Genomic DNA, 25,641 nt, shown 5'->3' on the forward strand with positions numbered 1-25,641 from the left:
ATATCTTGACACGGACGATCGCCGCGGCGCCAGGCCTGGTGCTGCGCCGACGCACGACGGGAGTGGCATGGCAAGGCTCAGCCGGGCCGAGGCGCAGTCGCGCAACCGCGAGAAGGTGCTGGCCGCGGCGCACGCCGAGTTCCTGTCGCGGGGCTACCGAGCAGCCAAGATCGACTCGATCGCGGAGCGGGCCGAGCTCACCCGGGGTGCGGTCTACTCGAACTTCCCGGGGAAGCGCGCGCTCTATTTCGCTGTGCTGGCGGCGGCGCTGATGTCCGAGCCCCTTGACCCGGCGCCGACCGCTTCGACCACACCGCGGGAGGCCTTGGCCGCCTTCGCGCGGGCGTGGTGTGCCCGGCTGCCGCTGTTCACCGACGACGACCGATCGCCGGCTCGGCTCGGCGCGGACCTGCTGCCGGAGATCCTGGCCGACGAGGGGACGCGGCGGCCGTACGCACAGCTCATGCGCCTCAACGCTCTCCTGTTGGGTCTGGCGTTGGAGAACCTGGCGTTCGCGAACCTGCGCACCCGCACGGGCCGCATGGTCCGGGTGGCGGAGACGGCACTGACCACATTGCACGGTGCGAGCCAGTTGGCGGCGGCCGCGCCGGGCTTCGTGGAGCCGTTCGACGTGGTGCGGGCGTGTGCGCAGCTCGCGGACCTCGACCTCGACGACGCGTGGCTGCCACCGCATCTGCCTTATGCGGTGCGGGCGCGGCCGGTCGACGAGCGCTGGGCACCGCCCCCGGGCGGCCCTGCGGGTGGGGTGGTGGCGGTGGTCGGGCTGCAGCGGCTGGCCTCGATCGAGGAGGCGGTCCGCACGGCGCCGGCCGGCACCGAGATCACCGCCGTGCTGGTCAGCGGCGATCCGGCGGAGCTGTCGGCGCTGGCGCGGCTGGCGCTGGCCGAGGTTGGCAACTGCTTACGGGTGGCGTTTCCGCCGACTGCCTGGCCGCGGCTGGCCGTCGTTCACGACGACGGCGGTGTGCTGGCCGCGGCGGCCGGGGTCCCGTCCGTCAGCGACGCCACCGAGTCCGCGGTGCTGGTTCGCGACGGGCGGATCGTCGCGCGAGCGGAGGGCTTCGGCGCCTGCCACGCCGCCGCGTCGGCCGCCGCCTGACCGCGCTCCCGCTGGCGCCCCGTGTCTACGATGTGGCCGCGAATCGATCACGAGCGTTCTTTCTCAGGAGGACGATGTCATCGCGGCGGTTGTATCGGTCGACGGGTCTGCCGTTGTTCACGGGGCTGTTCACCATCGTCGGCGGCGTGGCGCTGGTGATCCTCGCCTATCCCGACCCGGCCGCGCTGAGCGCGGCGGCGTTCATCATGGGCTTTGGCATCTTCTACGGGTACACCGCGGCTCTGGGCAGTTGGGTCCAGGTACGGGACGGCGCGCTGATCGTCGCCAACCTGTTCCGCGAGCACCGGATCCCGCTGCGCCGTTTCGTGGACCTTACGAGCGTTGACTACCTCGAGGTCAACGCCACCATCGTCGACGAGGAAGCCATCGAGATCCACGCGATGACCCAACTGCAGTCGACCTCGGTCGGAAACGTCCGGAGGAAGCTGAAAAGGCTGCTCACCATGCTCGACGAGCATGCCGCACCACCGGCCGACGGCCCGGTGACCATGCGTTTGCGGTGGGAGAGCGTCACCGTCATGGCTGTCGGGCTCACGGCCTTCACGGGCGGCATCATCCTCACTTTCATTCTGGACAAGACGTGACCTGAGCCCTCGGCTCGCGGTGACGACGACCTTGCCGATGGCGGCCGAGCTTTCGAGCAGGCATGGGCGTCGCGCATTGTCGCCGCGTCGAGCTGGAGGCCGAGCCGCGTCGTGGCGGTGCCGCGTACCTTGCCCGCGTCGACCAGCACGGCCGTCTCCTCCAGCACCTCGCGTGGCTGCCGCCGCATCTCCCGTATGCGGGTGCGTGCGCGGCCGGCCGACGAGCGCTGACCGCCCGGATCGCTACGCGGCGACCGGTGGCGAACCGCGTCTACGATGTGGCCCACGAATTGATCACGGGCGTTCTTCTTGGAGGACGATGTCATCGCGGCGGCTGTATCGATCGACGGGGTTCCCACTGTTCATCGCATTGCCGCTCATGGTAGGCCCCGTGGTGGTGGCGATTCTTTCCCACGACCCCGAGGCGTCGATGGCAGCGGTGTTTTTCGTGGGCTTCGGCATTTGCTACGGGTACATCGCCACGGTGGGCAGCTACGTCCAGGTCCGGGACGGCGCGCTCATTGTCGCCAACCTGTTCCGCGCGCACCGGATTCCGCTGCGCCGTTTCGTCGACTTCACGTCGATGGAGTTCCTCGTGGTGCGCGCCAACACTGTCGACCAGAAAGCCATCGAGATCCAGGCGATGGTGCAGCTGCAGTCGACCTCCTTCGGAGGCATCAAGAGGAAGCTGAAAAGGCTGCGCACCATGCTCGACGAGCACGGCGCACCACCAGCCGACGGTCCGGTGACCGTGCGTCTGAGGTGGGAGAGCCTGGCCGTCATGGGCGTCGGGCTCGCGGCCTGCGTGGGCGGCAGCCTCATCGTTTTCCTGGTCTACTAGTCAACTCGCGCTGACGACCACCTTGCCGATGGCGGCGGTGCTTTCGACCCGGGCGTGCGCGTCGCGCATCGTCGCCGCGTCGAGCGGGCCGAGCCGAGTGGTCGCGGTGCTGCGTACCGTGCCCGCGTCGACCAGCTTCGCCGTCTCCTCCAGCAGTTCGTGTTGGTACGCGTCCTCGGGCAGCAGCATCGGCCGGGTGAACATCAGCTCCCAGTGCCAGGCCACGCTCTTCGCCTTGAGCGGCAGCAGATCGAGCCCCTCCGGCTCGTCGGTGGCCGCGATGTGTCCGAGCGGGCGCATCAGCTCGGCGTAGGCGTCGATGTTGCCCTTCGAGTACGGGCTGATCAGGTAGTCGACGCCGTCCGGAGTCGCCGCGCGCACGGACTCGACCAGGTTGCGCCGGTCGACAACGTGGTGCGCGCCCATCTCCATGGCCCACCGCTGCGAGTCGCCGCGGCCGGCAGTGGCGACCAGGGTCAGACCGGTGCGGGCCCGGGCGAGCTGAAGGACCATCGACCCGACGCCGCCGGCGCCGCCGACCACCAGGAGCGTGCCGGTGCTCGTCGACGACAGTCCGAAGTGGTCGAAGAGCATCTCCCACGCGGTGATCGTGGTCAGGGGCAGCGCGGCCGCGTCCGCGAAGTCGAGCGACGCCGGTTTGGCTCCGACGATGTTCTCGTTGACCGCCTGGAACTGGGCGTTGCTGCCGGGCCGGTCGATCTGGCCCGCGTAGTAGACCTCGTCACCGACCCCGAACCGGGTCACCGCCTGGCCGACCGCCGTCACCACGCCCGCCGCGTCGTACCCGAGGATCCGGAAGCCCTTGGGGTCGCCGCCCGAGCGGGACTTGACGTCGACGGGGTTGACCGAGACCGCCTCCACCCGGACCAGCAGGTCGTGCGGTCCCGGCGTGGGCATCGGCACGTCGGCGTCGACCAGGCTCTCCGGGTCGGTGATCGGAAGAGCCCTCCGGTAGCCGACCGCCCGCATGAGATCACCCATCACCCCACGGTAGGGCCTGCGTCCGGGTGCGTACGCGGGATGTCGCTCCAGGGGCGACGCCGGGCGCGCTCACACGCGGGACCGTCGAGGCACGACGAAAGGAGCCCCACGATGGTGGCCCAACTTACGACCTATGCCGCCGACCCCGCGTGGCACAACGGTCCCTGGAACCACGGCGGCCCCGGCTGGTGGATCGTCTTCCCGATCGTGTTCTGGGTGCTGGTGGTCTCGGTGATCGGCTATGTCATCTGGCGCCGCTCGCCGGGTCAGAGCGCCCGGCACGCGGCGGAGCAGACCCTGGCGGAGCGCTACGCCCGCGGCGAGATCGACGAGCACGAGCTCCGCGAGCGCCGCTCGAACCTCCGCGCCAAGGGTTAAGCGTTGTGGGAGCCCGGCTATTCGTAGTAGTCGGGCTCCACCAGCTCCTCATCACCCCACAGGTCGTCGTCGGCGGCCGGCTTCGGCCGAGGCGTGGACCCGGCGGCCGGCGGTGGAGGGTCTGCGCCTGGCCCCGCGGCGGCGGCCAAGGGCGCGGCGGCCGAGACTGCGCCCGGCCGCACTGCGGCGCCGGAGACTGCGCCAGGCCGCGCTGCGGCGGAGGCGCCTGCCGCAGCGTTGTCCGGCGAGGCTGTGACGGGCCGCGCGGTGGCGGGCGGAGCGGCGGCGGCCGGGACCGCGGCAGATAGGGAGTCGGCCAGCACGTCGAGCACCGGTTGGCCGTATTTGGCCAGCTTGTTCTCGCCGATGCCGCTGATCCGGCCCAGGTCGGCCAGCGAGCGCGGCTCGTCGGCGGCGATCTGCCGCAGCGTCGCGTCGTGGAAGATCACGTAGGCCGGGACGCCCTGCTCCTTGGCGGTCGCGGCGCGCCACGCCCGCAGCCGCTCGAACGTGCCCACCGCCTCACCGGACAACGCCGTCGGAGCGGCGGCAGTCTTGGGTGACGCGGCGCGGGACTGGCGCGGGGTCTTCGGCGGCTCGCGCCGGAGCATGACCTGGCGTTCCTTGGCCAGCACGGCGCCGCTGGCATCCGTGAGCGACAGCGTGCCGTAGTCGCCCTCGACCGCCAGCAACCCCTGCGCCAGCATCTGCCGCACGGCACCGCGCCACTCGGCCTCGGAAAGCTCGGTGCCGATGCCGTAGACGGAGAGCTGGTCGTGGCGGAACCGGGTGACCTTGTCGGTCTGCCGGCCGAGCAGGATGTCGATGAGCTGGCCCGCGCCGAACCGCTGGTTGCGCTCGCGGTCGAGGCGCAGCACGGTGGAGAGCAGCTTCTGCGCGGCGACCGTGCCGTCGAACGAGGACGGCGGGCTCAGGCAGGTGTCGCAGTTGCCGCACGGCTGGCCGCCCGGCTCGCCGAAGTAGGCCAGTAGTTGCACCCGGCGGCACTCGACCGTCTCGCACAGGGCCAGCATCGCGTCGAGGTGCTGGCCCAGTGCGCGGCGCCGGGTGCGGTCAGCGTCGGAGGTCTCGATCATCTTGCGCTGCTGCACGACGTCTTGCAGGCCGTAGGCCAGCCACGCGGTCGACGGCAGCCCGTCGCGGCCGGCGCGGCCGGTCTCCTGGTAGTAGCCCTCGACCGACTTGGGCAGGTCGAGGTGGGCGACGAAGCGCACGTCGGGCTTGTCGATGCCCATGCCGAACGCGATCGTCGCCACCATCACCAGGCCGTCTTCGCGGAGGAAGCGGGACTGGTTGGCGGCACGGGTGCGTGCGTCGAGGCCGGCGTGGTAGGGCAGGGCCGGCACGCCGTTGGCGACCAGCAACTCGGCGGTGCGCTCGACCGACGCGCGGGACAGGCAGTAGACGATGCCGGCGTCGTCCTTGTGCTCGGTGCGGAGGAAGTCGAGGAGCTGGGTGGCCGGGCTCTTCTTCGGCACGATGCGGTATTGGATGTTGGGCCGGTCGAAGCCCGCCACGAACCGCTTGGCCTCGGTCAGGTTGAGCCGGGTGGCGATCTCGTCGCGGGTCGCGGTGGTCGCCGTCGCGGTCAACGCGATGCGCGGCACGTCGGGCCAGCGCTCGTGCAGCACCGACAGCCCGAGATAGTCGGGCCGGAAGTCGTGGCCCCACTGGGCGACGCAGTGCGCCTCGTCGATCGCGAACAGGGCTATTCGCCCGCGTTCGAGCAGCCGCATCGTCTTGTCGGAGCCGAGTGCCTCGGGCGCCAGATAGAGCAGGTCTAGCTCGCCGCCGATGAACGCTGCCTCGGTGTCGCGCCGCTCGCCCCACTCCTGCGTGGAGTTGATGAAGCCCGCCCGGACCCCGAGCGTCCGCATGGCGTCGACCTGGTCCTGCATGAGCGCGATCAGCGGGGAGATGACCACCCCCACGCCCGGCCGGACGATCGCCGGGATCTGGTAGCAGAGGGACTTGCCACCGCCGGTCGGCATCAGGACCAGCGCGTCACCCCCGCCGACCAGCTGCTCGATGATCTCTTCCTGCTGGTTGCGAAACGTGTCGTAACCGAAGAGCCGCCGGAGCACCTCGACCGGCGCGGCACCTGCCATCTCCGCTGTCGTCGTCACTCGGCGATTCTATGGGGCGGCAAGCGGGGCGCAGGACTGCCTGTGGATAACTCAGTCGATACGCATGTGCTGACGATCTCAGCCGCTCGACCCGCTCAGAGACCACAGATATTGTCAGCTAATGCGTACGGAAACGGATATCGCGACCGCCCGCCGGATCCGCACGGGCGTCGCCGCCTACAGCGAGCGAATCCGTGCCGAGCGCGCCGGCCTGCTCACACTCACCCAGACGGCGGTGCTCGGGCAGGTCTATCGGCACGGCGCGATGACCCCGGGCGAGATCGCCGACCGGCTGCGCGCCAAGCCGCAGACGCTCACCCGGGTGCTCGCCGCCCTCGAAGAGCGCGCCCTGATCAGCCGCACCCCGGACCCGGCCGACGGCCGGCAGGCGCTGGTCACGATCACCGACGCCGGCCGCGCCACGCTCCGCGACGAGATGCACCCGCGCGACGTCTTCGGGGCGGCACTCATCGCGCAAGAGCTCACGGAAGAGGAACGCGACCTGCTGACGATCGCCGCGCGCCTGCTGGAACGGTTGGCCGCCGCCGGCGACCCACCGGTCCGAGCCGAGCCATGAGCAGCAGGGATACGCACGACGGTGCCCCGCAACCCCACAGGAGCACCGCCGGCCGGGGCCGCCGCGCGGTCCGGGTCGCGGACGACCCGCCAGCGACCCCAGCCGAGCCCGACGTTCGTCCCCCGCTGCGCCGGGTCACCGCCCTCTTCCGCCGCCACCGCCGCTGGGTCGCGGCCCTCGTACTCGCCGCCTGTCTCCTCGGTGCCGTCAACGTCGTCTCGCCGTTCCTGCTCCGCGCGATCATCGACCGGGCCCTGCCCGACAAGAACGCCGCGCTGATCTCGTACCTCGCCGGTGGCATGATCGTCGCGGCTCTGGCCGGTGCCGGTCTCGGCGTGGTCACCACCTGGCTGGCCAACCTGATCGGCCAGCGGGTCATGCACGAGCTACGGGTCGAGGTCTTCACCCACCTCCAGCGGATGTCGCTGCTCTACTACGTGCGTACCCGTCCCGGTGAGCTCCAGTCGCGGATCGCCAACGACGTCGGCGGCGTGGAGAACGTGGTGGCCAACACCGCGGCCTCCGCCGTGCAGAACGCGACCAGCGCGGCGGCGGTCGGCGTGGCCGCGTTGGTGATGAGCTGGAAGCTGGCCCTGATCTGCCTCGCGGTCGTGCCGCTGTTCCTGCTCGCCGCGATCCGCCTCGGCGGCCAACGTCGCGGGATCGCCCGGCGTCGTCAGGGCCAGCTCGCCAACCTGACCGCGATGGTCGAAGAAGGACTCTCGGTTGCGGGCATGCTGCTGTCCACCACCATGGGCCGGCGGGCGGCGCTGGCGCAGCGGTTCACCACGGAGTCCCGGGCGCTCGCCGACAGCGAGATGCGCGCGGCGATGAGCGGCAAATGGCTGCTGTCGACCCGCCGGGCGAGCCTGACCATGGTGCCGGCGGTCGTCTACTGGGTGGCCGGCCTCGCGTTCGCCCACGGCGCGGTGGTCATCTCGATCGGCACCGCGGTCGCGTTCACCAGCATGCTCAACCGGTTGGTCGGCCCGGCGAGCGCACTGCAAGGGCTGGGCCTTCAGGTGTCGACCTCGATGGCCCTGTTCGGCCGGATCTTCGAGGTCCTCGACGAGCCGGTCGACATCGTCGAGAAGCCGACGGCCCGCGCCCTGCCGGCACCGACCGGCGACGTGCGGTTCGACGGCGTCGGCTTCCGGTACGCGGACGACCAGCCGTGGACGCTCGACAGCATCGACCTGCACGTGCCGGCCGGCACCACGACCGCCCTCGTCGGCGAGACCGGTTCCGGCAAGACCACGGTGGGCTACCTGGTGTCCCGGCTGGTCGACCCCGGGCGCGGTGCGGTCCTGATCGACGGAATCGACCTGCGCGACCTGCGCCTCGACGCGGTGTCCGGCGCGGTCGGGCTGGTCTCCCAGGACACCTACCTGTTCCACGACACGGTGCGGGCCAACCTGCTGTTCGGCCGGCCGGACGCCACCCAGGACCAGATCGAGGCGGCCTGCCGCGCAGCCAGGATCCACGACCTGGTCGCGTCGCTGCCGGACGGCTACGACACGGTGGTCGGCGCCCGCGGCCACCGTTTCTCGGGCGGCGAGCGGCAGCGGCTGGCGATCGCCCGGATGATCCTGCGCGACCCGCCGGTGCTCGTGCTCGACGAGGCGACCAGTGCGCTCGACAACGAGACGGAGCGGGCGGTGCAGGCGGCACTCGACGAGCTGTCCCGGGGGCGCACCACGATCGCCATCGCCCACCGCCTGTCCACCGTGCGGCACGCCGACCAGATCGTCGTGCTCGACCGGGGCCGGATCGTCGAACGCGGTACGCACAGCGATTTGATCACCCTGGGCGGCCGCTACGCCCGGCTGGCGACCGGCGCCGACCCCGGCGTTTGGGGTGCCGGACCCGGGGAAACCCGAGCAGATGAAGCAGCTGCTGACCCGCCTCGAACAGGCGTCCGGTCTCGACCGGATCAGTGATCCACTTCAGAAGGCGCTGCAGTCGGCGCTGAAGCCGCGTATGCTCCGCGACGCTCTGCACGGAGTGCAGGTCGGCCACCCGCTGCACCCGGCACTGGCCTCGTTCACATTGGGCTCGATGACCAGCGCCGCGATCCTCGACGTGCTGCGCGGCCAGGAGTTCCCGGCGACCCTCATGGTCGGCGGCGCCGTGGCCAGCGCACCCATCACCGTCCTCGCCGGCGCGAACGACTGGGCGGAGCTCGACGCCGAGCAGCGCCGGGTCGGCCTCGTACACATGCTGGTCAACGCGGCGTCGGTCGGCTTCTACACCGCTTCGCTGCTGCTCCGCCTGCGCGGCGACCACGCACGCGGCCGGCTCCTCGGCTTCGCCGGCTTCTGCCTCGTCAACGTGGGCGCGTTCCTCGGCGGGCACCTGGCCTACAAGCAGGGCGCCCAGGTCAACCAGGCGGCCACCCAGCTCCACCGGATCAGCGACGGCTGGCACCCGGTGGCCGACATCAGCGCGCTGCCACACGGCATGCCCGTCTCCCGCAGCATCGGCGAGGTGCCGGTGCTCGTCTACCGCGACGGCGACCGGGTCTCGGTGCTGCTCGAACGCTGCGGCCACGAGACCGGCCCGCTCGGCGAGGGCCGCGTGGTCGACGTCGACGGCGACGCCTGCGTCGAGTGCCCCTGGCACGGCAGCACCTTCCGGCTCGCCGACGGTCTGGTCATGCACGGCCCCGCCGGGTCCGATCAGCCTGTCCTACGTACCCGCGTGGTCAACGATGTGGTCGAGGCAAACCTGCCGTAACCGCACGTCCACAAGGGAAACCGCTGATCGTGGCATGCTTTGCCGGTGACGGAAGCTGAGATCGTGCCGGAGCCGCCGGCGCAGCAGCCCCGCCGGCTGCGCCGGACGGTGCTGACCCTCGCCACGATGGTGCTCATCCTCTTCGGGGTGCCGTGCGGGTTGCTCGTCTTCGCCGGTCAGGACTGGCCGGCCTGGGCTCGCGGCCTCGGCAGCGCGGTCTTCTTCTTCGGCGCCCTGCTCTACGGGCGGATGATGGTGCTCGGCCACGGCCGCCGGCACCGCGACTGGGCCGCCCGCATCGGCGACACCACGCTCGGCGTCATCTGGGTGTTGTTCACCTGCTCGATCCTGGCGCAACTGGTGCGGCTGCCGCTGTGGGCCGGCGGCGTCGACGACCCGCTGCGGTCCCGGATCACGGCGGGGGCCGCTCTTTTCGCCGCGCTGGTGCTGCTCGGTTGGGGCCACTACGAGGCGATGCGGGTCTCCCGCGTACGCGAGGTCGAGGTCACCATCCCGCGCCTGGGCATCGGGCTGGACGGCCTGCGTGTGGTCCTGCTGACCGACACGCACTACGGCCCGATCAACCGGGCGCGCTGGTCGGCGGGCGTCGTCGACGTGGTCAACGCGCTCGACGCCGACCTGGTTTGCCACACCGGCGACATCGCCGACGGCACGGTCACCCAGCGCCTGGAGCAGGCGGCGCCGCTCGGCCAGGTGAAAGCCCGCTACGGCCGGGCGTACGTGACGGGCAACCACGAGTACTTCTCGGAAGCGCAGGAGTGGCTCGACCACATGCGCGAACTGGGCTGGGACTCCCTGCACAACCGGCACATCGTGCTCACCCGCGACGGTTCGAGCCTGGTGGTGGCCGGCGTCGACGACCGCACCGCGGCGCTGTCCGGCAAGCCCGGCCACCGCACCGACCACGCGGCCGCGCTCGCCGGAGCCGACCCGGACCTGCCGGTGCTGCTGCTGGCACACCAGCCCCGCCAGATCGACGGCGCCGTGGAGCACGGGATCGACCTCCAGATCTCCGGCCACACGCACGGCGGGCAGATCTGGCCCTTTCACTACCTGGTGCTCACCGACCAGCCGGTGCTGCACGGCCTGAGCCGGCACGGCGAGCGGACCCAGCTCTACACGAGCCGGGGCACCGGTTTCTGGGGCCCGCCGTTCCGGGTCTTCGCGCCCAGCGAGATCACGCTCATCACGTTGCGGGCCGCCGCTCAGAGGTAGCAGAGGCTGACCAGCCCCGACAGGACACCGAGCCCGACCGCGTTGCGGAAGTTGCGGCGGAGGTCGCGGGCGCGCAGGTGCATGCCGACCGCGATCGCGAAGTACGCGACCAGCGCCGCGCAGGTCAGCACGCCCAGGTAGGGCACGACCAGGCCGAGCAGGAGGCCCGTGCCGGCGGCCAGCTTGATCGGGGTGAGCAGGCGGCGGACCAGCGGCGGCGCGTGCACATCGTCGAGGCAGCGGCGCACCGCGTCCACCGGCCGCGCGCACATGGCGGCGTCGACGTACTGGATCGCGGCGAGCACCAGGACCGGCCAGACCGGGTCGGCGATGATGGTCATGCTCACAGGACGGGAGCGAACGGCGAGATGTGACATAGATTCGTCGGTGTGCGTTGGGTGATCGTGGGTGCGGGCGCTGTCGGTGGAGTAGTCGGTGGCCGCCTGGCGGCGGCCGGGCAGGACGTGGTGCTGGTCGCCCGCGGCGCGCATCTCGACGCGCTCCGCCGGGACGGGCTCGCGCTGCACTCGCCGGAGGGCCGGCAGACGCTGCGGCTGCCGGCGGTCGGCGCGGTCACCGAACACGAGTGGTGCCCCGGCGACGTGGCGGTGCTCGCGGTCAAGGGCATGGACACCCCCGACGTGCTGCGCCCGCTGGCGACGGTCGCGCCGCCGGAGACCCCGGTGCTGTGCCTCCAGAACGGCGTGGCCAACGAATGCGCGGCGCTGCGCGTGTTCCCCAACGTGTACGGAGTGTGGGTGATCCTCCCGGCCACCCACCTCGCGCCGGGCGTCGTGGTAGCCCACAGCGCACCGACCCCCGGCGGCCTCGACCTCGGCCGGGTCCCGGGCGGTGTCGACGACACCGCCAAGGCGTTGGCGGCCGGCCTGCGCGAGGCCGGCTTCGCCTCGGAGGCGCGGGCCGACATCATGCGCTGGAAATATGCCAAGCTGCTGACGAACCTCGGCAACGCGATCCAGGCCCTCTGCGGCCCGGACGCGGAAGGCATCGACACGGTCGACGCGCTGCTGCGCACGGAGGCCGCCGACGTCCTGCGCGTGGCCGGCATCGACGTGGCCACCGAGGCGGAGGAGGCCGAGCGCCGCAAGGGCCTGCTGGCCATCAAGCCGGTCGAGGGCACCCCGCGCGGCGGCGGGTCGAGCTGGCAGAGCCTGGCCCGCGGCACGGGCACCGTCGAGGCCGACTATCTCAACGGCGAGATCGTGCTGCTGGGCCGCCTGCACGGCGTCGCGACGCCGGCCAACGAGCTCGTCCGCCAACTCGTCAACCGCGCGGCCCGCGAAGGCACCCGCCCAGGCGCCCTGACCCCCACCCAGTTCCTGTCGCTCCTGCCCTGACCCCGGCGCCGCCCCGGTCGGTCAGGCTTGAGCCGCCGCTGCGGGAGGCATCCGCCCGGGCGCCCTGACCGCGCTCAGCGCTACTGGCCGGCCACGGCGTAGGTCAGATAGGCGAACGGGCCTACCTGCTCCACCGCGGTGAGGGCCAAGCGGCGCGACGTTAGTCGGCGGGGTAGCAGCGGTGCGCCAGCACCCAGGGTCACCGGTGTCACGCCGAGGATGATCTCGTCGAGCAGGTTGGCGTCGGCGAAGGCGCCGACCAGCTCGCCGCCGCCGACGAGCCAGATGTCGCGGTCGCCCGCGGCCGCCGTCATCGCCGCGTGCACCGGGCGGACGTCGCCCGAGACGAAGGTGAGGTTGACGCCCGGGATCGTCGGTAGGTCACGGTGGGTGAAGACCCAGGTCGGACGGTCGCCGTACCACTCCTGCCATTTCGACGGGTTCTCGAGTAGCTTCTCGTGGTCGAGCATCCACTCGTAGGTCGTCGAGCCCATCGCCATGGCGCCGACCTGTGCGATGAACGGGCCGAAGCGGTCGTCGCGGTCGGTGACCTCGAAGAGCCAGTCGAGCGAGTTGCGCTCGTCAGCGATGAAGCCGTCGATGGAGGTCGCGGTGTAGTAGCGGGTAGCCATGCTGACACCACACCACAGGGGTACGACAAGAACGCTCAGCGCGGCGACGGGTCCGACCGCAACCGGCTGTAGAGGTAGCCGTTGCGCCAGGCGCCCTCCCGGAACTCGCATGCCCGGATCACGCCTTCGAGCTGGAAACCGGCCTTGACCAGCGAATGCCGCTCGGGCAGGTTCTCCTCGTGCGTGCCGGCCTGGATCCGCTGCACCGGCGAGTGCGCGAACAGGTAGTCACAGAGCATCGCCTGCGCGCGCCAGCCGATGCCGCGGCCCCGGAAGTCCGGGAGCAGCGCGATGCCGATCTCCCAGTAGGGCGCCCGCCCGGCGTAGAGGCCCTCGTTGAAGCTAACGAACCCGGCCCGCTTGCTGCCGGCCACCTCGACGACCAACCGCCCGTCGCGTTCACCGAGAAAACCGTCCTCCGCGTAACGCTTCGCGACCCCCTGCGCGTCCAGGAAGCCCCGCCAGTCGAGCCCGATCAGCCCTGGCTCGACGCAGAACCGGCGGAACATGTCGAGGTCGTCTTCGTCGGACACCGGCCGCAGCCGGATCGCGATGTCGGTCACCACCATCCGGCCATCCTGCCGGCCGGAAACGCGCCTGTGTGACCCTGCTCGCGTGGAGGCATGGTCGCAGCGCGGGTACGGGGTCCGGTTCGAGTGGGGTCCGGAGGGGGCACGACGGCTTGCGCCGGGCAGCGCGTACGCGGTGGTCGTCGACGTTCTGTCGTTCACCACCTCGGTGTCGGTGCTGGTCGACGCCGGCACCCGGGTGCGTCCCCGGGCCTGGCACGCCGACCCCGACGAGGACGAAGCAGGAGTGCCGGTCGCGGTCGGCCGCCGCGCGGTGACGCCGGAACGCCCGTGGTCGCTGTCGCCGGCGGCGTTGCGCCGCGCGCCGCGTACACCGGAGCTCGTCCTGCCCTCACCCAACGGCTCGGCCATCGCCGCCGCGATCAAGGACCACTGCGGCCTCGTCGCCGGCAGCCTCCGCAATGCCGAAGCGGTCGGCCGGTGGTTGCGGCAATCAGGCGTAGGTACGCCCGACCGCCCGCTTACCGTGATCGCCGCGGGGGAGCGCTGGCCGGACGACAGCCTGCGCCCGGCCGTGGAGGACCTGCTCGGCGCCGGCGCGGTGATCGCTGCCCTGGGCGCCGCCACTCTCTCCCCGGAGGCGGAGACCGCGATGCGGGCGTACGGGGGAGCAGACCTCGAACGCACCATCATGGACAGTGCCTCGGGACGCGAACTGGCCGCGATCGGCTTCGCGGAGGACGTCGCGATAGCGGTGGAGGCGAACGCGTCGGACGCCGTGCCGGTGTTCCGGGACGGCGCGTTCAGCGCAGCAGACCCCGGATCGGGTGCGGGCTGAGCTTCACGCGGATGTCGCGCATCGCGGTGCGCCGGGTGGCCGGGTCGAGCCGGTCCAGGAACAGCACGCCGTCGAGGTGGTCGGTCTCGTGCTGGAGGCACCGGGCCAGCTCGTCGGTGCCGACCACCTGCGCCGGGCGCCCGTGCTGGTCGACGCCGTGCCCGACCGTGTGCAACCGCCGCCGGGTGTCGTAGTAGAGCCCCGGGATCGAGAGGCACCCCTCCGGGCCGAACTGCTCCTCGTCGGAGGGGAAGTCCAGGGCCGGGTTGACCAGGTGGCCGCGCACGCCGTCGACGTCGAAGACGAACACCCGCAGCGGCACGCCGATCTGCGGCGCCGCGAGCCCCGAGCCGCGCTGGTCGCGCAGGGTCTCGCTCAGGTCCTGGACCAGCGTGCGCAAGGACTTGTCGAAGTCGGTGACCGGGTCGGCCGCCATCGTCAGCACCGGGTCGCCGAAGAGCCGCACCTGCCGCACCGTCATTCGAGACCACCCCGTAGAAGTGACTTTGCAAAGCTTTGCAAATAGCAGGGTACGATGCGATGCGTGATCGGGCAAGACACGGAGATGGCGTTGCGGCACCCGCTGCGGGTGGCGCTCATCGACCTGCTGACCACCGCCGGCTCGGTGACGGCAAACGAGGCCGCCCGCCGGCTCGGCGAGAGCTCCGGCGCCTGCTCGTTCCACCTGCGACAGTTGGAGCGCTACGGCTACGTCGAGCCGGTCGCGGGAGCCCACGGCCGCGCGCGCCCGTGGCGCTTGACCACACCGCCCCCGGCGCCGAAACCGGCCCATGGGCTCGGATCTCTGGCCCGAGAGCTGGAGGACGAGGGCTACCACCGCTGGCTAGCGCGGCGCCACACAGCCCCGGAACGCTGGCGCCGCGACGAGGCGTTCAGCGAGGTGCTGCACCTGACCCCCGACGAACTGGCCATAGTCGCGGCCCAGATCAACGCCGTCCTCGCGCCCTACGCCGCCCGAAAACGCCCCCGCGGCAGCGGCCCAGTGGGCGTGGTCGCCCGCGTCTTCCCCCTGATCCCCGAGGCAGACGAATGATCGAGCTCGTGCATACGAGCGCCGCCGGCTCGGTCGCGCTGGGTGCCGCGTATCGCCTCCTGGAGGACGTCTTCCGGGGCGACTTCGGTGCCGAGGACTGGGAGCACTCACTCGGTGGCATGCACGCCTTCGCCTGGGAGGGCGCGACGTTGGTCGGCCACGGCAGCGTTGTGCAGCGCCGGCTTGTCCATAACGGACGCGCGTTGCGTTGCGGCTATGTCGAGGGCGTCGGTGTGCACCCGGATCACCGGCGGCGCGGATACGGCGGCGAGGTGATGGCTGCGCTCGAGTCTGTCATTCGGGCGGGCTACGACCTGGGCGCGCTTGGCACCACCGACGAAGGTGAGCCGTTCTATCGCTCCCGAGGCTGGCTGACCTGGGCCGGCCCGCTCGCCGCCCTGACCCCCGACGGCATCCGGGACACCCCGGACGAGCAGGGCGCCGTCTACGTCTTCCCGGGCGTCATGCCGCTCGACCTGTCCGCGCCGCTGATCTGCGACTGGCGCGACGGCGACGTCTGGTAGCCACCCTCCAGATAGACCCCGCCCTCGGTGAGGAGCGCCTCGCGCACCCGCCGGGCCAGCCGCGGCCGCAGGAAACCGTCCAGTGAAGCCAGAGCCACGAACTCGAAACCCGACAGCTCGTCGGGTGGCAGCACGATAGAAGCCACGGCCGCCGGGGAAACCGTTCCGCCGTCGAACAGGAACATCAGCCCCGCGTCCCACGGTCCGTCGGCCGCCACCCAGTCGACCACCAGCAGCCGCCCCACCGGGAAGTCGACGCCGAGCTCCTCGCGCACCTCCCGGCGTGCCGCCGCCAGCGGGGACTCGTCGGCCTCCACCGAGCCACCCGGCACCTCCCACCCGGTCTTGTAGGTCGGGCGGACCAGGAGCACCCCACCGGCGCTGTCGCGGAAGAGCACGCCGGCCGCCGCCCGGACGCGGGCCAGGCCCGCGATGTGTGCGGTCAGATCGAAAGTCACCCCCGGAATTCTCCCGCGAAATGTCGAAAAGAAGGCGACAGCCGCTACGTCACAGGTAAAGACAGGCAAGGGAGAGGGTTATGGCTGAGCTTCGTACCCTGGTGTCCGGTGTCGCGATGGGTGAGTCGCCGCGGTGGCGGGACGGGCGGTTGTGGTTCTGCGACTGGGGCGCCGGCCAGGTGGTCCGCGTCGAGCCCGACGGCACCACAGCAGTCGTCGCCGAGGTGGCAGACATGCCGATCTGCATCGACTGGCTGCCCGACGGCAGGCTGCTCGCCGTGTCCGGCCAACAGGGCCTGCTGCTGGCGGTCGGCGACGACGGCCCACCCGACCAGCACGCCGTCCTCGGAGCGGGGCGGTGGAACGAGATCGCCGTGGACGGGCGCGGGAACGTGTTCGTCAACGACATCGGCTTCGACTTCCCGGGCGGCGAGTTCCGGCCCGGCCGGGTCTGCGTGCTCACGCCGGGCGCGGATCGGCCCCGTGAGGTCGCCGACGGGCTCGCGTTCCCCAACGGGATGGCGATCCGGGGCGACACCCTGATCGTCGCCGAGTCGTACGCCGGCCGACTCACCGCCTTCGACATCGCGCCGGACGGTGGGCTCAGTGGCCGGCGGGAGTTCGCCGCCGTCGAGGGCTCGGCGCCCGACGGCATCTGCCTCGACACCGACGGGGCGGTCTGGTTCGCCGACGTGCCCAACCGGCGCTGCGTGCGGGTCGCCGAAGGCGGCGCGATCCTCGAAACGGTGGACGCCGACCGAGGCTGCTTCTCCTGCGCGCTCGGCGGCGCCGATGGGCGAACCCTGTTCATCACCGCCAACCAGTGGGGTGAGGACGGCGCGGGGGAGGGCGTCGTCTACGCCACCGAGGTCAACAGCCGGGCCAGCAGGTCGAGCGCCGCGGGATAGCGGCTCTCGCTCGGTGTGCCGTACCCGACGATCAGCCCTTGTGGATGGTCACCGGTGAAATGCCAGTGGCTGCCGAGGTCGCCCAGCGCCAGTCCGCGCCGGGCGGCCTCGTCCAGCACCTCCGCCTCCGTCGGGCCGCCCGGTGGCAGCGGCAGCAGCGCGTGGAGCCCGGCCGCTACGCCGCGCACCGGAGCGCCGCGCAGCCGGGTCAGCAGCAGGTCGCGCCTGGCCCGGTAGCGGGAGCGGGCGGCCCGCACGTGCCGGTCGTACTCATGACTGGTCAGCAACGAGGCCAGGGTGAGCTGGCCGATCACCTCGGTGTGGTAATCGGTGTGCCGCTTGGCCTCGACCACCGGCTCGACCAGCCGCTCCGGCAGCACCACCCAGCCCAGCCGCAGCGCCGGCCCGAGCGTCTTGGCCGCGGTGCCTACGTAGGCCACCTGCTCGGGCGCGACCCCCTGCACCGCGCCGACCGGCTGCCGGTCGTAGCGGAACTCGCCGTCGTAGTCGTCCTCGATGACCAGCCCGCCCCAGTCGACGACCGCCCGCCGCCGCGCCGGCGCCAGCGCGGCACCGAGCGGGAACTGGTTGGCCGGGGTCAGCACCACCGCGTCCACGGTGGACTCCAACAAATCAGTGCGGGCGCCGTGGGTGTCGACCGGCAGCGGCACGACCCGGGCACCGGCCCGGCGCACCACCGCGCGGTGGAAGGCCAGACCCGGATCCTCCATCGCGACCACCCGGTGCAGCCCGGCCAGCAGTGCGAGCGCCTGCACGTAGCCCGACGTGACCACGATCCGGTCGGGATGGGCCAGCACGCCGCGCACCCGGCCCAGATAGTCGGCCAGCGCGGCGCGCAGTGCGGGATGCCCGCGCGGGTCGCCGTAGTCGTAGGTGGCGGCGGGCGCGTCGGCCAGCGCCCGGCGGGCGGCGCGCAGCCAGGCCGCCGCCGGGAAGAAGGACACGTCGGGACTGCCGGGCCGCAGGTCGAACCGGGGCGGCACCGCGGGCGCGAGAGCCGGGAAAACGGGAGAAGGCGGCGGCAGCGCGGCCACGGTGGTGCCCGATCCGGTCCGCGCGGTCAGGTAGCCCTCGGCGACGAGCTGGTCGTACGCGGCCGCCACCGTGTTCCGGGCGATGCCGAGCTCAACAGCCAGCGTTCGGGTGGCCGGCAACCGGCTGCCGGGTGTGAGCCGCCCCGACCGGATCGCCGTGCGGAGGGCGCGCTCCAGTCCGGCCCGCCGACCGCCGGCGGGCACGTCGAGATGAAGGTCGACACCCCAATCGGCCCAATCAGTTGCCACAGTATTGGACCTTAGCGCGGGTCCAATCCTCGCCTAGCGTCATGAGCATGACAACGACGACAGTCCGCCTCGCGGCCGACAAGCTGGCCCCGCACATGAACAGGGCGATGAACGCCTTCGACGCCGCCTCCCGCAAGACCTCGCTGGAAGCGCCCCTGCTGGAGCTGGTCCGGGCCCGCGCCTCGCAGCTCAACGGCTGCGCCTACTGCGTCGACACGCACAACGCGGACGCCCGCGCCGGCGGCGAGACCGAGCGCCGGCTCTACGCCCTGCCGGTCTGGTCGCAGACGCCGTTCTTCACCTCCCGCGAACGGGCCGCCCTCGCGCTCACCGAGGCGATGACCCGGCTGACCGACGGCCCGGTGCCGGACGCGGTCTTCGGCGCGGCCCAGGCCGAGTTCGACGAGACCGAACTGGCCGAGCTCGTCTGGTCGATCACGGTGATCAACGCCTGGAACCGGGTGGCTGTCACCACGCACGCCTGGCCCTTGTCATGACCCACGCCGACACCCTGCGCGCGCTGCACCGGCCCGGGAGCCCGGTGGTGCTGCCCAACGCCTGGGACGCGGCGTCCGCGCGGGCGGTGGAGGCGGCCGGGTTCCCGGCCGTCGCGACTAGCAGCGCCGCGGTGGCGCTCAGCCTCGGCTATGCCGACGGTGAGGCCACCCCCGTGCGGGAGATGCTCGACGCGGTCGCCCGGATCGTCCGCGCGGTCGGCGTCCCGGTCACCGCGGATGTCGAGCGGGGGTACGGGCTGCCGCCCGCGCAGCTCGCCGAGCGCCTGCTGGCCACCGGTGCGGTGGGCTGCAACCTGGAGGACTCGGACCCCCGCACCAAGCAACTCATCGATGTGGACAGACATGCCGACTTCCTCGACGCCGTGCGGGAGGCGGCGGGCGCCGACCTGGTCATCAATGCGCGGGTCGACGCCTACATCCGGGTCCCGACCGACCCGCTGCCGGTGGCACTGGAGCGCATGAGACGTTTCCTGGCCGCCGGCGCCGACTGCGTCTACCCGATCGGCGCCACCATCAGAGAAGACATCACCGCGCTGACGGCAACAGGCCCGGTGAACATCCTGTTCACCCCCGCCACGCCGACCCTCGCCGAGCTCGCCGCGCTCGGGGTGGCCCGGGTCAGCTTCGGCGACGGCATCCATGAGGCGCTGGCCGCCGAGCACGCCCGGATGCTCGCCGCGATCGTGGCAGGGACCTCGCCGTACCCGGAATGAGCGTTACCGTGGCTGGGTGACCGACGTGCGCGAGCCCCGGCATGACCTGGCCGACCCGAAGGTCCTGTTGTTGGACTTCCTCGACTACTACCGGGTGGTCGTCGGGCGCAAGGTGGTCGGCCTGGCGCCGGAGGAGCTCAACCGCAGTCGGCTGCCGTCCGGGTGGACTCCGCTGCAGCTTCTCAAACACCTGGTCTACATGGAGGAACGCTGGCTCCGCTGGGGTTTCGCGGCGGAGCCCGTGCTGCTCCCGTGGGGCGACCAGGACGACGACGGGAAGTGGCAGGTCCGTCCGGAGGAGACGGTCGACCTGCTGCTGGCCGCGATGGATTTGGCCGGCGCCCGCACCCGGGAGATCGCGGACCGTTCCGCGCTCGACGACAAGGCGGCGGTCGGCGGGCGGTTCACCACCGAGGCCGAATGCCCGTCGCTGGGCTGGATCCTGACGCACGTCCTCCAGGAGTACGCCCGGCACGCCGGCCACCTGGACGTCGCCCGTGAGCTGATCGACGGCAGCGTCGGCGAGTAGGACACTTTCGGCGCTAGCGTCGGGCGGCTGACACCAACGCGCGTACGGCGGTCGTACCGTGCGGTGCGTGACCCTCCGGCTGGCGACGTTCAACGTCGAGAACCTGTTCGCGCGCGCCAAGGCGCTCGACACCCGGGAGCGTGCGGAGGGCCAGCCGGCCCTCTCGGCGTTCGAGACCTTCAACCGCATCGCGGCCAACCCGGTCTACTCCGACCAGGACAAGGCCGAGATGATCGCGGCGCTGACCACCCTGCGCGTGCTGATCGAGACGGCACAGGGCCTGCGCCTCAATCCGAACCAGTTCGACAACGCGTGGGCACTGCTGCGGGAGAACCGGGGCGACTTCCTCGCCGCGCCGGCCAACGCGCCGCCGCGGGTCGTCGCCAACGGGCGGGGTGACTGGCTGGGCTGGGTCGAGCTGACCGTCGAGCCGGTCGACGAGACCTCCACCCGGATGACCGCCAAGGTGATCGACGACCTGGCGCCCGACCTGCTCTGCGTGGTCGAGGCCGAGAACCGGCCGGCCCTGGCCCGGTTCAACGACGAGCTGCTCGGCGGCCGGTTCGCGCACTGCATGCTGGTCGACGGCAACGACCCGCGCGGCATCGACGTCGGGCTGTTCTGCACCGACAAGGTCAAGGTGCGCTGGGTGCGCAGCAACGTCGACGTGCCCGACCCCAAGCGCAAGGGCAAGCGCCTGTTCAGCCGGGACTGCCCGGTCTACCAGCTCCGGCTGCCCGGCGGGGAAGACCTGTTCCTGCTGCTCAACCACCTCAAGAGCCAGTCGTTCAGCAGCGGCGACCCGGACCCGCTGCGCACCCGGCAGGCGCTCGAGGTCCGCTCGATCTACGACGGGCTGCGGGCCGAGGGTGCCGACTTCGTCGCGGTGCTCGGCGACCTCAACAAAGGCCCCGACGGTGACCGGCACCCGACGCTGGAGGCCTTGATCGGACCCGACTCACCACTGGTCGACGTGTACGGGCACGACAGGTTCAGCCAACTCTGGGGTGACAAGGACCCCGACCACGAGCGGCCGGGCAGCTTCCAGTCGTGCTCGCTGAAGAACCGGCTCGACTACATCCTGCTGTCGCCGGAGCTCGCCGGGAAGGTGGCCGACGGCGGGGTGTTCCGCAAGGGGCTCTGGGGCACGCCCAGCAACCAGAACCCGCCCAAGCACTGGACGGTCTTCCCGGAGATCACCGCCGGCCGGCACGGCGCCTCCGACCACGGCGCGGTCTGGGTCGACCTCGACCTCTGAGGGGCCGAAGGAAGGGACCCTTGTCAACGCGCTAAGCGTTAACAAGGGTCCCTTCCTTGCGAAAAGCTCAGACGCGCGCCGGCTCCGGCTCGTCGGCGACGACGGAGGCGGCGGCCGCGCGGTTCTCGGCCCGGTAGGCACGCACCGAGTACGTGACCGCCGCGGCCCAGGCCACCCAGATGACCGCGTAGACGGAGTAGCGCACGCCGTCCGAGGCGTCGATCCAGTCGCTGCGCAGCAGGGTCCGCACGTTGGTCAGGATGATCACGCCGCCGACCGCGGAGCCGAGCACCCGCGGCGGCACGTGCCGGACGAGCCAGGCGGCGATCGGCGCGGCGATCACGCCACCGGCCAGCAGGGCGCCGACCCAGGCGAAGTTGATCTGCTCGGAGCCGATGCCGATGATGAAGCCGATGCTGGCGGCGATCGCGACCAGGAACTCGCTGGTGTCGATCGAGCCGATCGTCTTGCGGGGCTCGAGCCGGCCGCTGGCCAGGATCGCCGGCGTGCCGACCGGGCCCCAGCCGCCGCCACCGGTCGAGTCGACGAAGCCGGCGACCAGGCCGAGCGGGGTGAGGAAACGCTTGCGCAGCGGCTTGCCGAGGTTGCCCTTGGGCAGGCCGGAGATGGTGAACCGGGTCAGGATGTAGAGGCCGAGCGCCAGCAGGATCAGCGACATGACCGGTGCGGCGGTCTCGGTCGACAGGTTGGACAGGAACGTCGCGCCGGCGAAGGCGCCGACCGCGCCCGGGATGCCGATCTTGGCGACGACCTTCCAGTCGACGTTGCCGAACCGCCAGTGCGACGCGCCCGAGACGAGCGTCGTGCCGATCTCGGCGAGGTGGACGGTGGCCGACGCGGCGGCCGGGTTGGTGCCGATCGCGAGGAGGAGGGTCGTCGACGTGACGCCGTAGGCCATGCCCAGGCTGCCGTCGACGAGCTGGGCGCCGAGCCCGACCAGCGCCAGGAGGACCAGCTTGCGCATCGCTGCCACCGCCTTTCCCTAGTTTGTTGATAGAGAATAGGTGTCCCATCGGGAAACCGGCAAGACACGTCTCACGAACCAGGAATTTCCCAGCCGTCACAGGCGCCCCGAAAACCGCGCGCAGGACCGATGATGGGCTGATGGGTGCCTACGCCGACGCGTACCGGATGAGCCTCACCGACCCGAGCGCCTTCTGGCGGGCCGCCTCCAGGGATATCGAGTGGTACCGCCCGCCGGTTACGGTCCTCGACGACAGCGCGCCGCCGTTCTACCGCTGGTTTCCCGACGGCGTGCTGAACACCTGCTTCAACGCCGTCGACCGGCACGTCCGGGCCGGGCGGGGAGAGCAGGCGGCGATCGAGTACGACAGCCCGGTCACCGACAGCCGGCGCACCCTGACCTATCGCGAGCTCCAGGACCAGACCGCGCGCTTCGCCGGCGTACTCCGGCATCTCGGTGTCGACCGCGGCGACCGCGTGGTGATCTACCTGCCGATGGTGCCCGAGGCCGTGGTCGCCATGCTGGCCTGCGCCCGGCTCGGCGCCGTGCACTCCGTGGTGTTCGGCGGCTTCGCGCCGCGCGAGCTGGCGGCCCGGATCGACCACGCCCGGCCGAAGGTCCTCGTGACCGCCTCGTGCGGCATCGAGGTCAAGCGGGTGATCGAGTACCTGCCGATCGTCGAGCAGGCGCTCGCCCTGGCCACCCACGCCCCGCACAGCGTGGTGCTGCTCCAGCGACCGCAGGCACCGGCCACCCCGCGGGCCGGGCGCGACGTCGACTGGCACGACGCGCTCGGGGAGGCCGAGCCGGTCGACTGCGTGCCGGTGGCCGCCACCGACCCGCTCTACATCCTCTACACCTCGGGCACCACCGCCCGGCCGAAGGGCGTGGTGCGCGACAACGGGGGCCACGCGGTGGCGCTGCGGTGGAGCATGCGGCACGTCTACGACACCCATCAGGGCGAGACGATGTGGACCGCTTCAGACATCGGATGGGTCGTCGGACACTCTTACATCGTGTACGGGCCGCTGCTCGCCGGCTGCACCTCGGTGCTCTACGAGGGCAAGCCGGTCGGCACCCCGGACGCCGGCGCGTTCTGGCGCGTGGCCTCCGAGCATCGGGTCAAGACGATGTTCACCGCGCCGACCGCGTTCCGGGCGATCCGCCGCGACGACCCGACCGGCGCCCACCTCGACCGCTACGACCTGAGCGAGCTGCGCTACCTGTTCCTGGCGGGCGAGCGGCTCGACCCCGACACGTACACCTGGGCCCGGGATCGGCTCGGCATCCCGGTGGTCGACCACTGGTGGCAGACCGAGACCGGCTGGCCGGTGGCCGCCAACCCGATGGGCCTCGAACCCCACCCGCCGCGGCCCGGCTCGGCCACCGTCCCGATGCCCGGGTACGACGTGCGGGTGGTCGACGACGACGGCCAGCCGGCGCGCGAGGGGCAGATCGTGATCAAGCTCCCGCTGCCGCCCGGCACGCTGCCCACGCTCTGGCAGGACGACGAGCGCTACCTCGCCTCCTACCTGACCGCCCACCCGGGCCACTACCTGACCGGCGACGGCGGGTACGTCGACGACGACGGCTACCTGTTCGTCATGGGTCGCACCGACGACGTGATCAACGTGGCCGGGCACCGCCTGTCCACCGGCGCGATCGAGCAGGTCGTGGCCGCCCACCCGGCGGTCGCGGAGTGCGCCGTCATCGGCGTCGCCGACCAGCTCAAGGGCCAGGTGCCGAGGGCGCTCGTGGTGCTGAAGGCGGGTGCCGAGCCGAACGGGCTGGACGCCGACCTCAAGGCGCTGGTCCGGGAGCGGATCGGCGGGATCGCGGCGCTCAGCCGAGTCGACGTGGTGGCCGCCCTCCCGAAGACCCGCTCCGGCAAGGTCCTCCGCAAGACCATGCGGGGCCTGGCCGACGGCGTCGACGAGCCCGTGCCGGCGACGATCGAGGACCCGGCGGTCCTGGACGCCCTCCGCGCGATCTTGCGGAGCTAGCGGGTTCGGGCCGGCGTCGGCGGCCGGACCGGTAGCTCCGGTGCCGCGTTGTTGAGCGGGACCTCGGGGCCGCGGATCAGGCCGAGCTGCACCGCCTGGCGGGGGAGCAGCGCGTGCAGCAGCCAGTCGCCGACCACCCGGATCCGGTTGCCGGGCAGCGACAGCAAGTGGTAGCCCCGCGTCACCACCATGCCCGGGATGCCCGAGACGTGGATGCCCAGCGGGTTGGCGGTCGCGTCGATCCCGCCGAGGTCGACCACGAAGCCGAGGTCGCGGTGCCGGTAGGGCTTGCGCTTCCCCGTGCCGTACTCCGCGGCGATGTTGTGCGCGACCTGCTTGCCGTGCCGGACCGCGTGCTGCGCGGTCATCGGGGTCGCCCGGCCCGGGTGCTGCGGGTCCGGCACCGCGGCCGCGTCGCCGATCGCGTAGACCCGGGGGTGGCCGGGCACGTTGAGGAACTCGTCGACCACGATCCGGCCCTTGTCGGTGGGCAGGCCCAGGTCCTCGACCACCGGGTCGGGGCGAACGCCCACGCACCAGATCAGCGAACGGGTCGGGATGTAGCGGCCGTCGGTCAGGCGTACGCCGTCGAACAGCGCCTCCTGCACCGAGGTGCCGAGCAGCACCTCGACGCCGCGCTCCTCGAGCACCCGGTGCGCGTCCTTCGACATCCGCTCGTCGAGCTCCGGCAGCACCCGTTTGGCCAGGTCGAGCAGTATCCACTGGGGCTTGATGGGGGTCTTCTTCTGCTTGGCCAGCATGTCCGTGAACTGCACGCCGTGCGCGGCCACCTCGGTGCCGGTGTAGCCGGCGCCGACCACGACGAAGGTGCAGCGAGCGGTGCACTCGCCGGGGTCGGACTCGGTCAGGGCCATTTCGAGCTGGCGGACCATGTGGTCGTGCAGGAACAGCGCCTCGGGCACGCCGCGGAAGCCGTGCGCGTGGTCGGCGACGCCGGGGATCGGCAGCAGCTTGTTGACGCTGCCCAGCGCTATCACGAGCCGGTCGTACTTGACGTGCCCCTCGCCGCCCTCCGGGTCCGTGTAGTGCACCCGGTTTTCCTTGAGGTCGAGCGAGTTGGCCTCGCCGAGCACCAGCCGGACCCCGGGCAGCGCGGCGGTCAGCGAGACCGCGATCTGCCGAGGCTCCAGCACGCCCACCGCGACCTCCGGCAACAGCGGCACGTAGAGCAGATAGTCCGTGGGGTTGATCAGCGTGATGTCCGCCCGGCCACGAGCCAGCCGGACGAGTTTGTGTGCTGCGTGATACCCGGCGAAGCCGCCGCCGACGATGACCACCCTGGGACGAGCCATGCCACCCACGTTAGTGGCCCTTGGGGGGTCCGGCGCCCTTTGTGCCAAATCCGCCCGGTGCTCATACCTCCGAT

The 25,641-nt window shown here is 71.7% G+C and carries 28 protein-coding genes; 18 read left to right on the forward strand and 10 right to left on the reverse strand.

Annotated features, from left to right (window positions below; genetic code table 11):
• The first annotated feature begins 67 nt into the window (after nt 1-67).
• The 3 genes from BLV39_RS21985 (at nt 68) to BLV39_RS21995 (ending at nt 2,566) form a co-directional block, all read left to right on the forward strand.
• Nucleotides 68-1,120, forward strand: a complete 1,053-nt coding sequence (locus BLV39_RS21985) for a TetR/AcrR family transcriptional regulator (protein WP_090795838.1) — start codon at nt 68-70, stop codon at nt 1,118-1,120.
• A gap of 146 nt (nt 1,121-1,266) precedes the next feature.
• Nucleotides 1,267-1,725, forward strand: coding sequence for a hypothetical protein (locus BLV39_RS21990; RefSeq protein ID WP_143049840.1), 459 nt, complete (start codon nt 1,267-1,269; stop codon nt 1,723-1,725).
• Nucleotides 1,726-2,116: 391 nt separating this feature from the next.
• Complete coding sequence (locus BLV39_RS21995) at nt 2,117-2,566, forward strand: hypothetical protein (RefSeq protein WP_143049841.1); 450 nt, start codon at nt 2,117-2,119, stop codon at nt 2,564-2,566.
• Here BLV39_RS21995 and BLV39_RS22000 read toward each other — a convergent pair whose 3' ends face one another.
• Nucleotides 2,567-3,568, reverse strand: coding sequence for a zinc-binding alcohol dehydrogenase family protein (locus BLV39_RS22000; RefSeq protein ID WP_239083789.1), 1,002 nt, complete (start codon nt 3,566-3,568; stop codon nt 2,567-2,569).
• 111 nt (nt 3,569-3,679) lie between these two features.
• Here BLV39_RS22000 and BLV39_RS22005 point away from each other — a divergent pair, with 111 nt between their 5' ends.
• Nucleotides 3,680-3,946 carry an SHOCT domain-containing protein gene (locus BLV39_RS22005; RefSeq protein ID WP_204082830.1) on the forward strand — a complete coding sequence of 89 codons (267 nt, stop codon included), beginning with the start codon at nt 3,680-3,682 and terminating at the stop codon, nt 3,944-3,946.
• 17 nt (nt 3,947-3,963) lie between these two features.
• Here BLV39_RS22005 and recQ read toward each other — a convergent pair whose 3' ends face one another.
• On the reverse strand, nt 3,964-6,075 hold the full coding sequence (gene recQ / locus BLV39_RS22010; RefSeq protein ID WP_090795848.1) for a DNA helicase RecQ: 2,112 nt from the start codon (nt 6,073-6,075) through the stop codon (nt 3,964-3,966).
• Between the two features lie 139 nt (nt 6,076-6,214).
• Here recQ and BLV39_RS22015 point away from each other — a divergent pair, with 139 nt between their 5' ends.
• From BLV39_RS22015 to BLV39_RS22030, 4 genes are read left to right on the forward strand one after another with little or no spacing between them, the layout of a single operon-like run.
• On the forward strand, nt 6,215-6,670 hold the full coding sequence (locus BLV39_RS22015; protein ID WP_090795852.1) for a MarR family transcriptional regulator: 456 nt from the start codon (nt 6,215-6,217) through the stop codon (nt 6,668-6,670).
• Nucleotides 6,667-8,610, forward strand: coding sequence for an ABC transporter ATP-binding protein (locus tag BLV39_RS22020; RefSeq protein ID WP_090795855.1), 1,944 nt, complete (start codon nt 6,667-6,669; stop codon nt 8,608-8,610). The genes BLV39_RS22015 and BLV39_RS22020 overlap by 4 nt, the downstream gene beginning before the upstream one ends.
• Nucleotides 8,555-9,406 carry a Rieske (2Fe-2S) protein gene (locus BLV39_RS22025; RefSeq protein ID WP_090795859.1) on the forward strand — a complete coding sequence of 284 codons (852 nt, stop codon included), beginning with the start codon at nt 8,555-8,557 and terminating at the stop codon, nt 9,404-9,406. Before BLV39_RS22020 ends, BLV39_RS22025 begins: the two co-directional genes overlap by 56 nt.
• 45 nt (nt 9,407-9,451) lie before the next feature.
• Nucleotides 9,452-10,642, forward strand: coding sequence for a metallophosphoesterase (locus BLV39_RS22030; RefSeq protein ID WP_239083788.1), 1,191 nt, complete (start codon nt 9,452-9,454; stop codon nt 10,640-10,642).
• On the opposite strand, the gene BLV39_RS22035 is transcribed toward BLV39_RS22030, so the two are convergent.
• A complete protein-coding gene (locus tag BLV39_RS22035) occupies nt 10,633-10,983 on the reverse strand; it encodes a DoxX family protein (RefSeq protein ID WP_090797672.1) in 351 nt (116 codons plus the stop codon). The two genes, BLV39_RS22030 and BLV39_RS22035, sit on opposite strands and share 10 nt — an antisense overlap.
• Before the next feature lie 48 nt (nt 10,984-11,031).
• Between BLV39_RS22035 and BLV39_RS22040 the strand changes: the two genes are divergently transcribed.
• Nucleotides 11,032-12,000 carry a ketopantoate reductase family protein gene (locus BLV39_RS22040; protein WP_090795863.1) on the forward strand — a complete coding sequence of 323 codons (969 nt, stop codon included), beginning with the start codon at nt 11,032-11,034 and terminating at the stop codon, nt 11,998-12,000.
• An 80-nt stretch (nt 12,001-12,080) separates the two neighbouring features.
• Here the strand turns inward: BLV39_RS22040 and BLV39_RS22045 are convergent, their stop codons facing one another.
• Both BLV39_RS22045 and BLV39_RS22050 read right to left on the reverse strand, forming a co-directional pair.
• Nucleotides 12,081-12,632 (reverse strand): dihydrofolate reductase family protein, encoded by a 552-nt coding sequence (locus tag BLV39_RS22045; RefSeq protein WP_090795867.1) that lies wholly within the window; start codon nt 12,630-12,632, stop codon nt 12,081-12,083.
• Between the two features lie 35 nt (nt 12,633-12,667).
• Complete coding sequence (locus tag BLV39_RS22050; protein ID WP_090797674.1) at nt 12,668-13,201, reverse strand: GNAT family N-acetyltransferase; 534 nt, start codon at nt 13,199-13,201, stop codon at nt 12,668-12,670.
• A gap of 46 nt (nt 13,202-13,247) precedes the next feature.
• On the opposite strand from BLV39_RS22050, the gene BLV39_RS22055 reads away from it, so the two are divergent.
• A complete protein-coding gene (locus tag BLV39_RS22055; RefSeq protein ID WP_239083787.1) occupies nt 13,248-14,000 on the forward strand; it encodes a 2-phosphosulfolactate phosphatase in 753 nt (250 codons plus the stop codon).
• Here BLV39_RS22055 and def read toward each other — a convergent pair.
• A complete protein-coding gene (gene def, locus BLV39_RS22060) occupies nt 13,966-14,481 on the reverse strand; it encodes a peptide deformylase (protein WP_090795870.1) in 516 nt (171 codons plus the stop codon). The genes BLV39_RS22055 and def overlap by 35 nt on opposite strands.
• 63 nt (nt 14,482-14,544) lie before the next feature.
• Between def and BLV39_RS22065 the strand changes: the two genes are divergently transcribed.
• Together BLV39_RS22065 and BLV39_RS22070 are read left to right on the forward strand one after the other, a co-directional pair.
• Entirely contained in the window at nt 14,545-15,054 is a 510-nt protein-coding gene (locus tag BLV39_RS22065) for a winged helix-turn-helix domain-containing protein (protein ID WP_204082829.1), read from the forward strand.
• On the forward strand, nt 15,051-15,578 hold the full coding sequence (locus tag BLV39_RS22070) for a GNAT family N-acetyltransferase (RefSeq protein ID WP_090795878.1): 528 nt from the start codon (nt 15,051-15,053) through the stop codon (nt 15,576-15,578). Before BLV39_RS22065 ends, BLV39_RS22070 begins: the two co-directional genes overlap by 4 nt.
• Here BLV39_RS22070 and BLV39_RS22075 read toward each other — a convergent pair.
• Nucleotides 15,500-16,036, reverse strand: a complete 537-nt coding sequence (locus BLV39_RS22075) for an NUDIX domain-containing protein (RefSeq protein ID WP_239083786.1) — start codon at nt 16,034-16,036, stop codon at nt 15,500-15,502. The genes BLV39_RS22070 and BLV39_RS22075 overlap by 79 nt on opposite strands.
• Before the next feature lie 80 nt (nt 16,037-16,116).
• Between BLV39_RS22075 and BLV39_RS22080 the strand changes: the two genes are divergently transcribed.
• On the forward strand, nt 16,117-16,944 hold the full coding sequence (locus BLV39_RS22080; RefSeq protein WP_090795881.1) for an SMP-30/gluconolactonase/LRE family protein: 828 nt from the start codon (nt 16,117-16,119) through the stop codon (nt 16,942-16,944).
• Here BLV39_RS22080 and pdxR read toward each other — a convergent pair.
• Complete coding sequence (pdxR, locus tag BLV39_RS22085; protein WP_090795885.1) at nt 16,893-18,248, reverse strand: MocR-like pyridoxine biosynthesis transcription factor PdxR; 1,356 nt, start codon at nt 18,246-18,248, stop codon at nt 16,893-16,895. The two genes, BLV39_RS22080 and pdxR, sit on opposite strands and share 52 nt — an antisense overlap.
• A 47-nt stretch (nt 18,249-18,295) precedes the next feature.
• Here pdxR and BLV39_RS22090 point away from each other — a divergent pair, with 47 nt between their 5' ends.
• From BLV39_RS22090 to BLV39_RS22105, 4 genes are all read left to right on the forward strand, one after another.
• Nucleotides 18,296-18,745, forward strand: a complete 450-nt coding sequence (locus BLV39_RS22090) for a carboxymuconolactone decarboxylase family protein (protein WP_090797680.1) — start codon at nt 18,296-18,298, stop codon at nt 18,743-18,745.
• Nucleotides 18,742-19,479 (forward strand): isocitrate lyase/PEP mutase family protein, encoded by a 738-nt coding sequence (locus BLV39_RS22095; RefSeq protein WP_090795888.1) that lies wholly within the window; start codon nt 18,742-18,744, stop codon nt 19,477-19,479. Before BLV39_RS22090 ends, BLV39_RS22095 begins: the two co-directional genes overlap by 4 nt.
• Nucleotides 19,480-19,495: 16 nt before the next feature.
• Nucleotides 19,496-20,008 (forward strand): DinB family protein, encoded by a 513-nt coding sequence (locus BLV39_RS22100; protein ID WP_204082828.1) that lies wholly within the window; start codon nt 19,496-19,498, stop codon nt 20,006-20,008.
• A 67-nt stretch (nt 20,009-20,075) separates the two neighbouring features.
• Nucleotides 20,076-21,266: an endonuclease/exonuclease/phosphatase family protein gene (locus tag BLV39_RS22105; RefSeq protein WP_090795896.1), complete on the forward strand. Its 1,191-nt coding sequence runs from the start codon at nt 20,076-20,078 to the stop codon at nt 21,264-21,266.
• Nucleotides 21,267-21,333: 67 nt separating this feature from the next.
• On the opposite strand, the gene BLV39_RS22110 is transcribed toward BLV39_RS22105, so the two are convergent.
• Nucleotides 21,334-22,251 (reverse strand): sulfite exporter TauE/SafE family protein, encoded by a 918-nt coding sequence (locus BLV39_RS22110; protein ID WP_090795900.1) that lies wholly within the window; start codon nt 22,249-22,251, stop codon nt 21,334-21,336.
• 140 nt (nt 22,252-22,391) lie between these two features.
• On the opposite strand from BLV39_RS22110, the gene BLV39_RS22115 reads away from it, so the two are divergent.
• The gene (locus BLV39_RS22115; protein WP_090795904.1) at nt 22,392-24,254 is read left to right on the forward strand and encodes an AMP-binding protein; all 1,863 of its coding nucleotides are present in this window, start codon (nt 22,392-22,394) and stop codon (nt 24,252-24,254) included.
• Here BLV39_RS22115 and BLV39_RS22120 read toward each other — a convergent pair.
• A complete protein-coding gene (locus tag BLV39_RS22120; RefSeq protein WP_090795908.1) occupies nt 24,251-25,567 on the reverse strand; it encodes an NAD(P)/FAD-dependent oxidoreductase in 1,317 nt (438 codons plus the stop codon). The genes BLV39_RS22115 and BLV39_RS22120 overlap by 4 nt on opposite strands.
• Nucleotides 25,568-25,641 lie beyond the last annotated feature (74 nt).

Source organism: Asanoa ishikariensis, from assembly GCF_900107455.1.
Lineage (GTDB): Bacteria > Actinomycetota > Actinomycetes > Mycobacteriales > Micromonosporaceae > Asanoa > Asanoa ishikariensis.